This window comes from Shinella sp. OV683, assembly GCF_057787725.1.
The window spans coordinates 5,290,761-5,305,332 of record NZ_CM173543.1; the positions used below are offsets into that span (position 1 = coordinate 5,290,761).

14 protein-coding genes, 1 pseudogene and 1 riboswitch are annotated in these 14,572 nt (G+C 59.5%); of the genes and pseudogenes, 2 read left to right on the forward strand and 13 right to left on the reverse strand.

From position 1 onward, the window contains the following. Nucleotides 1-4: 4 nt before the first annotated feature. From ACXHRN_RS25615 to gloA2, 4 genes are all read right to left on the reverse strand, one after another. Nucleotides 5-856 carry a carbon-nitrogen hydrolase family protein gene (locus tag ACXHRN_RS25615; protein WP_488639080.1) on the reverse strand — a complete coding sequence of 284 codons (852 nt, stop codon included), beginning with the start codon at nucleotides 854-856 and terminating at the stop codon, nucleotides 5-7. Further along, entirely contained in the window at nucleotides 853-1,110 is a 258-nt protein-coding gene (grxC, locus tag ACXHRN_RS25620; protein WP_488639081.1) for a glutaredoxin 3, read from the reverse strand. The genes ACXHRN_RS25615 and grxC overlap by 4 nt, the downstream gene beginning before the upstream one ends. Nucleotides 1,111-1,173: 63 nt before the next feature. Beyond that, nucleotides 1,174-1,914, reverse strand: a complete 741-nt coding sequence (locus ACXHRN_RS25625) for a ComF family protein (protein ID WP_488639082.1) — start codon at nucleotides 1,912-1,914, stop codon at nucleotides 1,174-1,176. Next, a complete protein-coding gene (gloA2, locus tag ACXHRN_RS25630) occupies nucleotides 1,914-2,327 on the reverse strand; it encodes an SMU1112c/YaeR family gloxylase I-like metalloprotein (protein ID WP_488639083.1) in 414 nt (137 codons plus the stop codon). Before gloA2 ends, ACXHRN_RS25625 begins: the two co-directional genes overlap by 1 nt. A gap of 112 nt (nucleotides 2,328-2,439) precedes the next feature. Between gloA2 and ACXHRN_RS25635 the strand changes: the two genes are divergently transcribed. Beyond that, a complete protein-coding gene (locus ACXHRN_RS25635) occupies nucleotides 2,440-3,303 on the forward strand; it encodes a methyltransferase domain-containing protein (RefSeq protein ID WP_488639084.1) in 864 nt (287 codons plus the stop codon). 220 nt (nucleotides 3,304-3,523) lie between these two features. Here ACXHRN_RS25635 and ACXHRN_RS25640 read toward each other — a convergent pair whose 3' ends face one another. From ACXHRN_RS25640 to ACXHRN_RS25660, 5 genes are all read right to left on the reverse strand, one after another. Continuing rightward, entirely contained in the window at nucleotides 3,524-3,841 is a 318-nt protein-coding gene (locus tag ACXHRN_RS25640; protein ID WP_488639085.1) for a hypothetical protein, read from the reverse strand. Between the two features lie 125 nt (nucleotides 3,842-3,966). Continuing rightward, the gene (mutT, locus tag ACXHRN_RS25645; protein WP_488639086.1) at nucleotides 3,967-4,383 is read right to left on the reverse strand and encodes an 8-oxo-dGTP diphosphatase MutT; all 417 of its coding nucleotides are present in this window, start codon (nucleotides 4,381-4,383) and stop codon (nucleotides 3,967-3,969) included. Beyond that, nucleotides 4,380-5,159 (reverse strand): GNAT family N-acetyltransferase, encoded by a 780-nt coding sequence (locus tag ACXHRN_RS25650; RefSeq protein WP_488639087.1) that lies wholly within the window; start codon nucleotides 5,157-5,159, stop codon nucleotides 4,380-4,382. The genes mutT and ACXHRN_RS25650 overlap by 4 nt, the downstream gene beginning before the upstream one ends. Beyond that, nucleotides 5,140-6,381 carry a bifunctional glutamate N-acetyltransferase/amino-acid acetyltransferase ArgJ gene (gene argJ, locus ACXHRN_RS25655; RefSeq protein ID WP_488639088.1) on the reverse strand — a complete coding sequence of 414 codons (1,242 nt, stop codon included), beginning with the start codon at nucleotides 6,379-6,381 and terminating at the stop codon, nucleotides 5,140-5,142. The genes ACXHRN_RS25650 and argJ overlap by 20 nt, the downstream gene beginning before the upstream one ends. A gap of 96 nt (nucleotides 6,382-6,477) precedes the next feature. Further along, complete coding sequence (locus ACXHRN_RS25660) at nucleotides 6,478-7,335, reverse strand: peptidylprolyl isomerase (RefSeq protein ID WP_488639089.1); 858 nt, start codon at nucleotides 7,333-7,335, stop codon at nucleotides 6,478-6,480. 243 nt (nucleotides 7,336-7,578) lie between these two features. Here ACXHRN_RS25660 and secA point away from each other — a divergent pair, with 243 nt between their 5' ends. Continuing rightward, nucleotides 7,579-10,293, forward strand: coding sequence for a preprotein translocase subunit SecA (gene secA, locus ACXHRN_RS25665; RefSeq protein WP_488639090.1), 2,715 nt, complete (start codon nucleotides 7,579-7,581; stop codon nucleotides 10,291-10,293). 96 nt (nucleotides 10,294-10,389) lie between these two features. On the opposite strand, the pseudogene rhuM reads toward secA, so the two are convergent. The 4 genes and pseudogenes from rhuM to metA form a co-directional block, all read right to left on the reverse strand. Further along, nucleotides 10,390-11,418: pseudogene (gene rhuM / locus ACXHRN_RS25670) on the reverse strand (RhuM family protein). 44 nt (nucleotides 11,419-11,462) lie between these two features. Next, nucleotides 11,463-12,209, reverse strand: coding sequence for a bifunctional 2-polyprenyl-6-hydroxyphenol methylase/3-demethylubiquinol 3-O-methyltransferase UbiG (gene ubiG, locus ACXHRN_RS25675; RefSeq protein ID WP_488639091.1), 747 nt, complete (start codon nucleotides 12,207-12,209; stop codon nucleotides 11,463-11,465). 50 nt (nucleotides 12,210-12,259) lie between these two features. After that, nucleotides 12,260-13,444, reverse strand: coding sequence for a vWA domain-containing protein (locus tag ACXHRN_RS25680; RefSeq protein WP_488639092.1), 1,185 nt, complete (start codon nucleotides 13,442-13,444; stop codon nucleotides 12,260-12,262). Nucleotides 13,445-13,456: 12 nt separating this feature from the next. Continuing rightward, nucleotides 13,457-14,404, reverse strand: coding sequence for a homoserine O-acetyltransferase MetA (gene metA / locus ACXHRN_RS25685; RefSeq protein ID WP_488639093.1), 948 nt, complete (start codon nucleotides 14,402-14,404; stop codon nucleotides 13,457-13,459). Between the two features lie 43 nt (nucleotides 14,405-14,447). After that, a riboswitch (SAM riboswitch) is annotated at nucleotides 14,448-14,525 on the reverse strand. Between the last annotated feature and the right edge of the window lie 47 nt (nucleotides 14,526-14,572).

Here is a 14,572-nt window from a genome sequence, read left to right on the forward strand (position 1 = left end):
AATGTTAGTCCGCCATTGCTGTCGTTTGGGCCGCAACGACCTCGAAATCGCGGCCATTCTTGAGATTGGGGATCTTGGAGCGGGCCGCGAGCACCGCGGCACGATCGATATCGGCCACGATCACGGCCTCGCCCGATGCCGAGGCCTCGGCGAGGATGCGGCCCCAGGGATCGACGATCATCGAATGGCCGAAGGTTTCGCGGCCGTCCTCATGTACGCCACCCTGTGCGGCGGCGATCATGAAGACGCCATTTTCGATGGCGCGGGCGCGGATGAGGATTTCCCAATGCGCCTCACCGGTTTGGCGGGTGAAGGCGGCGGGCAGGCTGATGATATCAGCGCCGGCCAGCGCTTCGGCCCGGAACAATTGCGGAAAGCGCACATCGTAACAGATGGCAAAGCCCAACCGGCCGAAGGGCAGGTCAGCGGTGCGGGCTTCGGAACCGGGACGATAGACCGCGCTCTCTCGCCAGCTCTCGCCATTGTCGAGATCGACGTCGAACATGTGGATCTTGTCATAGCGGCAGACGATTGCGCCATCCGGTCCGAAAAGGAAGCCGCGATTGGCGATCTTGCCGTCGGCAAGCGCGATGGCCGTCGAGCCGACATGCAGGTGGACTTTCAACTCGCGCGCCAGCGACGCCGCCTTGGCGACGATGAGATCGGTTTCTTCCGGCCTCAGGATCGCAGCCAGGCCCTTGCGGTCACGCTGCAGGGCGCCGGTCATTTCCGGCGACTGGATGTAGACGGCACCTTGGGCATTGGCTTCGCGCACCAGCGCTTCGAGACGCTCGGCATTCTTGACCGGATCGGTGCCGGAGCACATCTGGATGGCCGCGACCTTGGTCATCGTCATACCGCCAGCAGGGGATCGAGCTTGCCGGCCCGATCGAGTGCATGCAGGTCGTCGCAGCCGCCGACATGCTTGTCGTTGATGAAAATTTGCGGGAACGTGCTGCCGCCACGCGCCTTCTGGATCATTTCAGCGCGTAGTTCCGGATTGCCGGTTGCGTCATGTTCGACGAAATCGACGCCCTTGTTGGCAAGCAGCGCCTTGGCGGCGGAACAGTAGCCGCAGAACTGTCTGGTATAGATGACGACGGACGTCATGGAAGTCTCCGCAAAACGCCCCGGTGCGCATAGGCCCTGGCGGTTAAACCTGTCATTTCAAATTCATATAGTGTCTGGCAGCGCCCTTGCAAAGGTTAAAACCGAAATGTCGGTCACCCCTGCGCGACGCAAAACCCTCGATATCGCCGTAACGGTCGCTCCCGTCGTGTAGACGTCGTCGATCAGCACGATGCGCTTGCCGAGCACGTCCTGCTTGCCGCGTTCGGTTACTTTGAAAGCGCCGCGGACATTTTCCTCGCGGCCTGTGCGGCCGAGCCCAACCTGGTGTTCAGTGTTGCGGGTGCGGCGGACGGCGGAGGCGAGCATGGGCTTGCCCGTAAGCCGCGAGATGACACTGGCCAATTCCGCTGCCTGATTGAATTTGCGGCTCATCAGCCGGAATGTGTGCAGCGGCACGGGGATCAGCGCGTCGCAATCGGTGAGCACCTGATGGCCGGAACGGACCATCCATCCCGCCATCATGCCGGCGAGTTCGGTGCGGTCACGATATTTGAGTGAGTGGACGAGGCTCTTGGCCGCGCCATCGAAGGCGCAGACCGAGCGGAGCCGGTCGAAATCCGGTGGATTGGCGATCGCCTCGGCCGACAGGATGCCGGCGCCGAGATCATGCGAGAAAGGTACACCCAGTACCTCGCAATAGGGCCGTTCGATGAAGACGATCGACGACCAGCAGGCCTGGCAGACCGCAGCATGGCGCGACAGCATCCTGCCGCAGCCCGGACAGGCCGGCGGAAACAGGAAATCGCCGGTCTGGCGTGCCAGCTTCGACAGGGTGCCAAGCACTATCCCCGTTCCTCCTTCGATGGGTTGACGGGTGGAACCTCATAGATCTCGATCGGCAGACCGTCGGGATCGGCAAAGAAAGTGAAAGCGCATTGCGTATAGGGGTCGATCCTAACTGGCTCGGTTTCGATGCCGCGGCTTGCGAGCCACGACAGGGTTTCGCTCATGTTGTCGATCGCGAACGCCAGATGCCGCAAGCCGCACGCCTCGGGCCGCGACGGACGTGGTGGGGAGGCGGGAAAATGAAAGAGCTCTATCTGGGCATCGCCGCGCCTGAGGTCGCATTTCCACGAACGGCTCTGTTCCCGCCAGTTCTCGGCGATTACTTCGAAATCGAGGCGTTCGACATAGAACGCCTTCGACACCGCATAGCCGCTGCAAAGGATTGCGATGTGATGGAAGCGATGCAGCATGACCCGACCTTGTTTCCTATATTATTACAGCTGGCTGCCAGCCGGCCCAGTTGCTTGACATTAATGCATGTTTGGTGACTTTGCGACAGCGTGACGAACAGGCCTTGAGACTATGGACATATTGATCGACGCGGCACTTGCCGCGACACGGCGCAAGCGCGCTGCACGGAATTTCGACCCCAAATCCGGATTCCTGATGGATGTCGCGGCCGAGGAGCTGGCAATGCGCCTCTCCACCGTCGAGCGCCATTTCGACCGGGCGGCAGAGCTGTTTGGTGGCACCGGTGCGGTCGGGCGGGAATGCCTGGCAACCGGCAAGATCGGCGAGCTCACCAGCGTCGATATCGTCGGTGGCGGCGAGACCCGGCTCACCGACTCGTTCGAGGATGTGCCGCTTGAGGCGCAGACATACAATCTGGTTCTGGCGCCGCTGTTCCTGCATCTGGTCAACGACCTGCCGGGCAGCCTGATCCGCATCCAGCGCAGCCTCAAACCCGACGGCCTGTTTCTGGCCGCCCTTCCCGGTGCCGGAACTCTAGGCGAACTCAACGACGTGCTGCTCGACACCGAGACGCGGCTTTACGGTGGTGCAAGCCCGCGTGTCACGCCGTTCGGCGAGGTCCGCGCCATGGGGGCGCTGCTGCAGCGGGCCGGATTTGCGCTGCCGGTTGCCGATGTCGACACTTATACGGTTCGCTATGATTCCCTGTTCGGGCTGATGGCCGACCTTCGGGCGATGGGCATGACCAATGCGCTGACAGCGCGGTCGCGGCGGCCGGTATCGCAGGCGTTTTTTCTCGAGGCTGCCAAGCTCTATCAGGAGCGGCACGCAGATTCGGATGGTCGCATCCGCGCGACGTTTTCGTTCATCTACCTCTCCGGCTGGGCGCCGCATGTCAGCCAGCAGAAGCCCTTGAAGCCGGGCTCGGCGAAGATGCGGCTGGAAGACGCGATCAAGGCGGTCCGGCCGTCGTAACATTCCAAGTGATGTCGGAGTGAAGACCCCTCATCCGGCCCTTCGGGCCACCTTCTCCCCAAGTGGAGAAGAGGGAGTTCGCTGTATCGGTTCACTTCCATGAAGTATTTCAGAACGTGCGGGTTCCGCTTTTTTTGGCGGAGGGGTTCAGCATATTACCTCTTCTCCCCAGCGGGGAGAAGGTGGCCGAAGGCCGGATGAGGGGGCCTTCAGACGGGTCTCAGCAACCGCTCTTGTTGCGGTTCTCATCGATGATGCAGACCTCGCTGGGATCCTTCTGCAGGATGCTGCGTCGGATGGTATAGCGCTTGACCTTGCCGTCGTGGGTCGGGATCGAGCCGGTCTTGATATCGTCATAGGCCATGTTGCTCGAGGCCATCTGATTTTTGTCGGGGGAAAGCACTGGTGTGAGGATCAGAGTCAGTGCAATCGCCACCGTGCCAAAAAGCAACGCCATGTTGACCGCGCCGATGCGGTTGGCGCGTTCGCCCTTAAACTCCTGGTCGCCTTGCGTTTTCCAGAATTCATCGTCCATCATGGGCAATCCTGTGTGATTCCAGACTCGGGATTGGCGGCAAACTCGCCGGCCGATATTGGTTACTGGAATGATAATTGCCACGAGGTGCTAAACGATCTCTTAACAGATCGTTATTTATCCACATTTCAGGGGAGAAGATCGACCAAAAATGGCACAAGCGGGTCATCCGCCGGCGGCATCGCATAGTTGCGCAGGTCTTTCGCGCGCACCCACTTGATTGCCTGGCCTTCGAGCCCGCGCGCGATGCCTTCATAGCGGCGGCATATATAGAGTGGCATCAGCAGATGAAAATCGTCGTAGGTATGGCTCGCAAAGGTCAGAGGTGCGAGGCACGCCACCTTGGTTTCGATGCCGAGTTCCTCGCGGAGCTCGCGGATCAGCGCCTCCTCTGGAGTCTCGCCGACTTCCACCTTGCCGCCGGGAAACTCCCAGAGGCCGGCCAGCGACTTGCCCTCCGGGCGCTGGCTGAGCAGAACGCGGCCATCGGCATCGATCAGCGCGCAGGCCGCGACCAGAAGCATGCGCTTGGATTCTTCCGTCATCGATCGGCCTTCTGCCAATAGGCGTATTGGTAGATCGATTTGAAGCCGAGCTGTTCGTAAAGGCTGCGGGCCGGGTGATTGTCGGCGATCACCTGCAGCCATGCATAGCGGGCGCCACGCAATTTCGCCCAGCGCAAAGCTGCCGTCACCAGCTCGAGGCCGATGCCCTGCCGCCGCAGCGACGGCTCGACGACGACCTGCTGCAGGCCGGCGAGATCGTTGTCCTGCACGCAGATGCCGACCGCTTTCGGGCCTTCGGACCCTTCCATCAGGAAGAGGCCGGCGGTGGGCTCGATGGATGAGATGATATTGGCCAGCACCGGTGCCGTTGTCTCGCGACTGTCAATCCGCACGCAGGCTTCGGTAAACCGCAGGATATCATGGGTCGGCAGGTGGTCCATGCCGGCCGGGATGTCGATCTTATCGAGATCGGCGGCCATGACGATGGTTTCGTATCCCGGAGTCCAGCCATCGTCGGAGAGGATATTGAGCAGACCCGGCGGGCAGAGTGGCGACTGGCGGATGGCAGCCTTCACCCCGGCGACGTCGAACAGACCGCGTGCATGCGCGACGCGGGCCTTCATGTCACGGGCGTCGGCGGGATCGAGCGGCACGAGGCTGTTCAATCGCTTCGAGGGATGGCCGGGTGTCAGGCGCAATTGCCAGCTGCCATCGAAAGACACCTCCGCAGCCGGCCAGGCACGAAAGCCCGCCGCTTCCAGCCGGCGGACCGCCGGCAGCCAGGGCTTGGTGATGTCAGCTGCGATAGTCGCCATTGATTTCGACATATTCCTTGGTGAGATCGCAGGTCCAGACGGTGGCCTGCCCCGAGCCGAGGCCGAGATCGACATTGATCGGGATTTTCGGTTCCTTCATCACGGCGGAGGCCGCAGCTTCGGAGTAATCCGGATCGCGCTCACCCTCAAATGCCACGCGTACGTCGCCGAAGCTGATCTGCAGCAGGTCGCGATCGGCGGGTTCGCCGGATTTGCCGACCGCCATCACCACACGGCCCCAATTGGCATCTTCGCCGGCAACGGCCGTCTTGACCAAAGGCGAATTAGCAATCGAAAGCGCGACTCTCTTGGCGCTATCGTCACTGACGGCACCGCTCACCGTGACGGCGACCATCTTGCGGGCGCCTTCGCCGTCGCAGACGACCTGATGGGCGAGGTCGAGCAACAGGCTGTTCAGCGCCTCGGCGAAATCGGCGAGTTCGCTGGCGGAAGCGCTGACGACCTTCTTCTGGCCGCGCTTGGCGGCAGCGCCGGTAGCAAACAGCATCAGCGTGTCTGATGTCGATGTATCGCTATCGACAGTGACGGAATTGAAGCTCGGGCCGACGCCAGCCGACAGTAGTGACTGCAACACGTTCGGTGCGATATCGGCATCGGTGACCACGAAGGACAGCATTGTGGCCATGTCGGGCGCGATCATGCCCGCACCCTTGGCGATGCCGTTGATGGTGACGTCGATGCCACCGATCTTGGCCGAGCGCGTAGCGACCTTGGGATAGGTGTCGGTGGTCATGATCGCCTTGGCGGCCTCGAACCAGAAGTCACCCGTGGCGCGGCTGTTCATGTCGCCGAGAACGCCGGCAAATTTGGTGGCGTCAAGCGGTTCGCCGATCACGCCGGTCGAAGCGAGATAGATCTCGTCGGTGGCGCAGCCCACGGCTTCGGAAGCGGATTTGGCGGTCAGTTCAGTTGCTGCCCTGCCCTTCTTGCCGGTGAAGGCGTTGGCATTGCCGGAATTGACGACCACGGCGCGAGCGCGTCCCGCGGGAAGGTTCTGGCGGCAGAAATCCACTGGTGCCGAGGGGCACTTCGAGCGGGTGAAGACGCCGGCGACGCTGGCGACCTCGTCGAACACCATCAGCAGCACGTCGGTGCGGTTCTTGTATTTGATACCGGCTTCGGCAGTTGCCATGCGGACGCCGTCGATGGCGGGCATCTCGGCAAAGGATTTCGGTGCGAGCGGGGAGACGGTGTGGGACATGCTGACCTCAATTCAGGACCGGTGATGTCCCATAGCAAGGTAGAAACGTGACGTTGGAATGACGAGAGGGCCGTCCGAAGGCGGCCCCCGACCGAATTACTTTGCCGGAGCCTTGTTGGCTTCGTCGTAGCCCTTCTTCAGCTCGGGATCGACGATGACGATCTTGGCTTCTTCCTTGGAGGTCTTGAGCAACTCGATATACTTGTCGCGCATGATGATCTGGCGAACCTGATCCTTGACCTTGTCGAGTGCCGGCGGCGGTGCGTCGCGCTTGTCCTCGACCTTGATGACGTGGTAGCCGAACTGGGTCTTGACCGGAACCTTGGAGACGTCGCCCTTGTTCATCGCGAACGCAGCGGTTTCGAATTCCGGAACCATCTGGCCCTTGTGGAAATAGCCGAGGTCGCCGCCATCCGACTTGTTCGGATCGGTGGACTTTTCCTTGGCGAGTTCGGCAAAATCCTTGCCTTCGCCGAGCGCCTTGATCACGGCCTTGGCTTCATCCTCGGTCTTGACGAGGATGTGGCGGGCGTGAACCTCTTCCTGCTTCGGCATGCCAGCAACTTCCTTGTCGTAGCGCGCCTTGACGTCGGCGTCGGTGACGACATCGACGACATGCTTCTTGAAGTAGGCATTGTGAAGTTCGCGGTCGGTGATGAACTCCATGCGATCCTTGAAGTCCTGGGTATCGTCGAGCTTTTCGGTCTTCGCCTTGGCGGCGATGAGCTTGGAGTCGATGACGGCGGTCAGCGCTGCGAGCTTCTTCTGCTCGGGCGGCAGCTGCGAAAGCTGCGGGTCGATATTGCCTTCAGCCAGGTCAAGATCGGTCTTTGTGACGTCAACGCCATTGACCGTGGCGACGACCGGGTCCTTGGCATCTGCCGCATAGGCAGTGTGGGACAGGGCCACGAGGGCGGTCAGTGCGGTGGCTGCGAACAGGCCTTTGCGAAACATCTTCTCACCATTTTGGAACAATTTGAGTTTTGGTGCTCGGGATTTGCATTTTTCCGGCCAAAACGCAATCGGAAAAGCGGGTGCGACAGCGGTTCGAGTTGACATGAACAGTGCCCACTCTTATCTGTCTCGCAGTTTTGTGCACACGAATAGTTCGGCGCTGCGGAACGTTTACTGGCAGATTTGATTGAATCGCCGAAAACGTTTGAACGTGCTGGTTATAGTTCAGAAAGGACCACGACGATGGTCAGTCTTGGCGGCCTCGCCCGCAAATTGTTTGGCTCGTCCAACGATCGCCGCATTCGCTCCTATGCAACGCGCGTTGTGGAAATCAATGCACTGGAAGCGCAGGTCCAGGCTCTGACCGACGAGCAGCTGCGCGAAAAGACGGCGGCCTTCCGCAAGGAACTCGCCGACGGCAAGACGCTGGATGACCTGCTGCCCTCGGCATTCGCGGTTGCTCGCGAAGCCGCCAAGCGCGTGCTGGGGCTCAGGCCTTTCGACGTACAGCTTACCGGCGGCATGATCCTGCATGAAAAGGGTATCGCCGAAATGAAGACCGGCGAAGGCAAGACGCTGGTTGCGACCTTGCCCGTCTACCTCAACGCGCTCGCCGGCAAGGGCGTGCATGTGGTGACCGTCAACGACTACCTCGCCCAGCGCGACTCCGCACAGATGGGCAAGATCTACGCGTTCCTGGGCCTGTCGACCGGCGTCATCATTCACGGTCTCGACGACGACCAGCGCCGCGAGGCCTATGCCTGCGACGTCACTTACGCCACCAACAACGAACTCGGCTTCGATTATCTCCGCGATAATATGAAATTCGAGAAGGGCCAGATGGTCCAGCGCGATCACTTCTTTGCGATCGTCGACGAAGTCGACTCGATCCTGGTCGACGAAGCGCGCACGCCGCTGATCATTTCCGGCCCGCTCGACGACCGTTCGGAACTCTACAACACCATCGACGCCTTCATCCCGATGCTGGTCGAAAGCGACTACGAGCTCGATGAAAAGCAGCGCTCGGTCAACTTCTCCGAATCCGGTACCGAAAAGCTCGAGAACCTGCTGCGTGCGGCCGGCCATCTCAAGGGCGAATCCCTCTATGATGTCGAGAACGTCGCCATCGTCCACCACGTGAACAATGCGCTGAAAGCGCACAAGATGTTTGCGCGAGACAAGGACTACATCGTCCGCAACGGCGAAGTTGTCATCATCGACGAATTCACCGGCCGCATGATGCCGGGCCGCCGTTTCTCCGAAGGCCTGCACCAGGCGCTCGAAGCCAAGGAAAAGGTGCAGATCCAGCCGGAAAACCAGACGCTGGCCTCGATCACCTTCCAGAACTATTTCCGCATGTATGACAAGCTCGCTGGCATGACCGGTACCGCATCGACGGAAGCGGAAGAATTCGGCAATATCTACGGCCTCGAAGTCGTCGAGGTGCCGACCAACGTGCCGATCAAGCGTATCGACGAGGACGATGAGGTCTACCGGACCGTCGAGGAGAAATACAAGGCGATCATCGCCGACATCCTCGAATCCGCCAAGCTCGGCCAGCCGGTGCTGGTCGGCACGACCTCGATCGAAAAGTCGGAATATCTCGCCGACCGCCTGCGCAAGGAAGGTTTTAGCGAATTCCAGGTGCTGAATGCTCGCTATCACGAGCAGGAAGCTTTCATCGTCGCCCAGGCCGGTGTGCCAGGCGCGATCACCATCGCCACCAACATGGCCGGTCGCGGCACTGACATCCAGCTTGGCGGCAATGCCGATATGCGGGTTGCCGCGGAACTGGCTGATGTCGAGGCGGGTCCCGAGCGCGATGCACGCGAAGCGGCCATCCGCGCCGAAATCCAGGTTCTCAAGGAAAAGGCGATTACCGCCGGCGGTCTTTACGTGCTGGCAACCGAACGTCACGAAAGCCGCCGCATCGACAACCAGCTGCGTGGCCGCTCCGGCCGCCAGGGCGACCCGGGCCGTTCGAAGTTCTTCCTGTCGCTGCAGGACGACCTGATGCGCATCTTCGGTTCCGAGCGGATGGATTCGATGCTTGTCAAGCTTGGACTCAAGGAAGGCGAGGCGATCGTCCATCCTTGGATCAACAAGGCGCTGGAACGCGCCCAGAAGAAGGTCGAAGCCCGGAACTTCGATATCCGCAAGAATCTGCTCAAGTATGACGACGTGCTCAACGACCAGCGCAAGGTGATCTACGAGCAGCGCCTCGAGCTGATGGAAGCCGAAGGCATGACCGAGACCATCGAGGATATGCGCGATGGCGTGATCCAGGTGATCACCGGCAAGCATATGCCGGAAAAGGCCTATGCCGAACAGTGGGACGTCAAGGCCCTGCGCCAGGACGTGCTCGAAAGCCTCAATCTCGACCTGCCGATCGAAGAATGGGCTGCCGAGGAAGGCATCGCGGAAGACGATGTCTACAATCGCATCAAGGAAGCCGCCGACAGCGAGATGAAGGCCAAGGCCGAGCGTTTCGGTCCCGAGCTGATGGCCTATGTCGAGCGCTCCGTGCTGCTGCAAACGCTGGACACGCTCTGGCGCGAGCATATCGTCAACCTCGAGCATCTGCGCTCGGTGGTCGGTTTCCGTGGTTATGCGCAGCGCGACCCGCTGCAGGAATACAAGCAGGAAGCCTTCGAACTCTTCCAGGCGCTGCTTGCCAATCTCCGCAATCAGGTGGTCAGCCAGCTGATGCGCGTCGAACTCGCGCAGAACGCGCCGGAGCCCGAGGAGTTGCCCTTCATGGTCGGCCATCACATCGATGCGACGACGGGCGAGGACGATTTCCGCGAAGGCGTTTCGGTTGGTTTTGCCGCAAACGAGGTCAAGCGCGATCCGAACAACCCCGCGACCTGGGGTGACGTCGGTCGTAACGAGCCTTGCCCCTGCGGCTCCGGCAAGAAGTACAAGCATTGCCATGGCGCCTACGAGACGATCGCCTGAGGCCTCGATATTGCCGGAAATGCGAAACGCTGCCTGAAAGGGCGGCGTTTTTTCATTTGTGATGGCCTTTTGACAGCCCGTCCAATGTAACGAGCGCTATTTCTTTGTACGCGGCAGTTTCTTCGCCTCGGCCGTCAGATCATCGATCAACGAGTCCGCCTCTTTTTGTCGCTGGATTTTCCTGATTTGATCGAACTTTTGATACTCTTCCTCCGAGCGCCGTTTTGCTTCGGAGGATTTGATCGAACCGCCACTCTTCAACACTGACCGTCCCAACTGAGCCAATTGCTGATCAAGAAAATTCTGCGCATCTTGCATGATAACCAGCCGGCCGATGTCCAATTGGTCTTCAAAAATATCGAGCAAGATTGTTGTAAGCCTGTTCAATTCCTTGACTTCCCGCGCAGTTAGATAGTTCTTGGAAATGGACACGTCGCTCTTACGGATATTGTCATTTTGCTAGGTTTGAAGTCCCATATTCTCGATATGATGATCCGCTCGGGCAACGATGATTTCAGCTGGAGTGTGTGACGTGACTGCATGGATCAGCTTTGCCTGTATGCGCTGATAGAATTCGCGAGCGGCCTCTGTCGTGCCATCGTAATCCTGGCACATCGAGCATATTTGCCGTAGCTCGCGATAGATGTTTGCTTCATCCGACCGAATATCTCGGATTATCTCGCGAAGCTCAGCAATTCTGTCGTGATTTTCGGGTAGCTTCAGACGTGGCGAGTCGACCACAAAACCTCGTTTGGCATATTGGACAAGGACGCCCGTCGCCCAACGTCTAAAGAGCGTCGCTTGCGTCGATGAGACGCGGTAACCAACGGAAATGATCACATCCAGATTATAAATGACGGCTGGCCTACCAGCAGTTGTTTGCACTTTTTGCAAAGAAGTCGGCTCGTCAAGTTCGCCTTCTTCGAAGATGTTAGTAATATGCCGAGAGATACTGGAAACATCGCGGCCAAAAAGGTCTCCGATTTGAGCCTGCGTCATCCAAAGCGTTTCGCCCTCAAATCGGATGTCCAATTTCAGGCCTTTGCTGGTTCCATAGACTAGAAATCTGTCCCCCGTCGTTGAATCTTCAGTCAGGTGAACCGGCTCATTCTTCTCGTCGCTCATGCAGTCCCCAAACGAATATCAACAGAATCGCTGTGAGAAGAAGTCTATTCCGCTGATCTTTCCGCCACCAGCATGTAATTCACGTCCATGTCCTTGGACAGGTTCCACTGGTTGGAGAGCGGGTTGAAGAACACGCCGGTGCGCTCCACCACCGTCATGCCGGCGGCGTTCAGGGGAGCCTCGATTTCTTCCGGGCGCACAAGCTTTTCATATTGATGGGTGCCGCGCGGCAGCCATTTCAGCACATATTCGGCGCCGACAATGGCAAGGGCTGCGGCCTTGAAGGTGCGGTTGATGGTGGCGACGAACATCAGCCCACCCGGCTTGACCATGGTGGCGCAGGTCTCGATGAAGAACGGCACGTCGGAGACATGCTCGACGACTTCCATGTTCAGCACGACGTCGAACTTCTCGTCATCGGCCGCCAGTGCCTCGGCGGTCACGGCTCGGTAGTCGACCACGACGCCGGTCTGTTCGGCATGGGTTTTGGCAATGCCGATATTGCGTTCCGAGGCGTCGGCGCCGAGCACATTGGCGCCCATCCGGGCAATCGGCTCGGACAGAAGGCCGCCGCCGCAGCCGATATCGAGCACGCGCAGGCCCTCGAATGGCCGGGATTTCGGATCGCGGCCGAATTTTTCGGCCACCTTGTTGCGGATATATTCGATGCGCACCGGATTGAACTTGTGCAGTGGCCGGAATTTGCCTGTCGGATCCCACCACTCGGCGGCCATGGCCGAAAAACGGTCGACTTCCGTCTGGTCGATAGTGGTCTTGGCGGCTTCGGACATGGTGATACTCCGGCTATGCTCGATACATGCTCTATATAGGCCGATACAGCCTATCGCGACAGTTCTTTTGCCGCAGCCTCCAGCCCGCCGAGGGTCAGCGGATACATCTTCCCCGCAAAAAGTTCGCGGATGATGCCGGTCGACTGGGTATGGCCCCAATATTGCTCGTTGATCGGGTTGAGCCACACGCATTTGCGGAAATGCCCGGTCACGCGGTTGAGCCACGCAGCACCCGGTTCCTTGTTCCAATGCTCGACCGACCCACCGGCCATGGTGATCTCATAGGGGCTCATCGAGGCGTCGCCGGCGAAGATCACCTTGTAGTCCGGCCCATAGGTGCGGATGATCTCCGACGTGTCGATCATCGACGACTTGCGGCGGTAATTGTCCTTCCAGACGCCCTCATAAAGGCAATTGTGGAAGTAGAAATATTCCAGCTGCCGGAATTCGGCCTTGGCGGCAGAAAACAGTTCCTCGGCGATTTTCAGGTGATCATCCATCGAGCCGCCGATATCGAAGAACATCAGCAGCTTGACCTTGTTCTTGCGCTCCGGCCGTGTCTGCACGTCCAGCCAGCCATGCTCAGCCGTGGCACGGATGGTGTTGTCGAGATCGAGTTCCTCGTCGGCGCCGTCGCGCACCCAACGCCGCAGGCGCTTCAGCGCCACCTTGATATTGCGCGTACCGAGTTCGACGGAATCATCGAGATTCCTGAATGCACGCTTGTCCCAGACTTTCACCGCACGGCGATGGCGCGATTCATTCTGGCCGATGCGAACGCCTTCCGGATTGTAGCCACCGGCACCAAACGGCGAGGTGCCGCCCGTACCGATCCACTTGTTGCCGCCCTGATGCCGGCCCTTCTGTTCGGCCAGTCGCTCCTTCAGCGTCTCCATCAACTTCTCGAAGCCGCCGAGGCTTTCCACCAGCGCCTTTTCTTCCGGGCTCAAGTGTTTGTCGGCCAGCCGCATCAGCCATTCGTCCGGTATCTCTGCGACATCGATCACGGATGTGCCGCCGACAGCTTGTACGCCCTTGAAGCAGTGAGCGAAGACGCGGTCGAAGCGGTCGATGAAGCGCTCGTCCTTCACCAGCGAGGCACGGGCGAGATAATAGAACGCCTCGATATCATAGTCGGCTATGTGGGCTTCCATTCCCTTGAGCAGCAGCAGAAATTCCCGGAGGGTCACCGGGACTTTCGCTGCCTTGAGCTCGAGGAAGAACGGGAGGAACATGCCGGCGTGACCTCATGCCGGCAGCAATTGCGGCGACTTCTCTTTCTCGCCGATGTCGGCGATGTTGAACTCTGTCGTCTGGTAGACTTGGTTGATCCAGTTACCGAACAGCAGATGCGCGTGGCTGCGCCAGCGGTTGAGCGGCACCTGGCTGGGATCGTTGTGCGGAAAATAGTGTGCCGGCATCTTGATCGGAATGCCTGCGGACTGGTCGCGGAAATATTCGTCGGCCAACGACGTCGAGTCATATTCGACATGATTGAACATGTAGAGCCGGTTGCCCTTCTTTTCGGCGACGAGGCACAGGCCCGCATCGTGCGAGGTCATCAGCACTTCAAGCCCGGAAGACGGGTCGATATCCCTCCGCAGCACCTCTGTCCAGCGCGACACCGGCACGGCAAAATCATCCGAAAAACCCAGCAGATAGGGTGAGGTGGGCTTGAGGTTGCGGTGCTGATAAACCCCGAAGGCCTTCTCCGACAGCGTATACTTCGGCACTTTGTGGAAATGATAGATCGCCGCCATCGCCCCCCAGCAGATGTTGAGCGTCGAATGGACATGCGTTGTCGTCCAATCGAGGATCTGCTTGAGCTCGTCCCAATAGGTCACGTCCTCGTAGTCGAGCATCTCGACCGGCGCGCCGGTGATGATGAAGCCGTCGAACTTGCGGTGCTTCACCTCGTCCCAGGTCTTGTAGAACGACAGGATGTGATCTTCGGACGTGTTCTTTGACTTGTGGCCGCCGATGCGGATCAGCGACAGCTCCACTTGCAGCGGCGACGCGCCAACCAGCCGCGCGATCTGGATCTCTGTCTTGATCTTGTTGGGCATGAGGTTCAGCAGACCGATATGCAGCGGGCGGATATCCTGGCGGATGGCGACGGAATCCGTCATCACCGAAACGCCCTCGTCGATGAGCGTCTGGAAGGCAGGGAGCTGGTCTGGAATCTTGATAGGCATCGGGGTACTCCATAGATTACCGGCGCTTAAACAGATTGCCGGTCCCCGAATGCGGTGGCCCCATTTAGCAATTTGTTTAACGTGGCTGCAAGCCGGCCGGCAAATCACCACGGATATGTCTCATATACCGGGTGAAGAAATTTATCAATCGGGTTGAAAGCAGGCGAT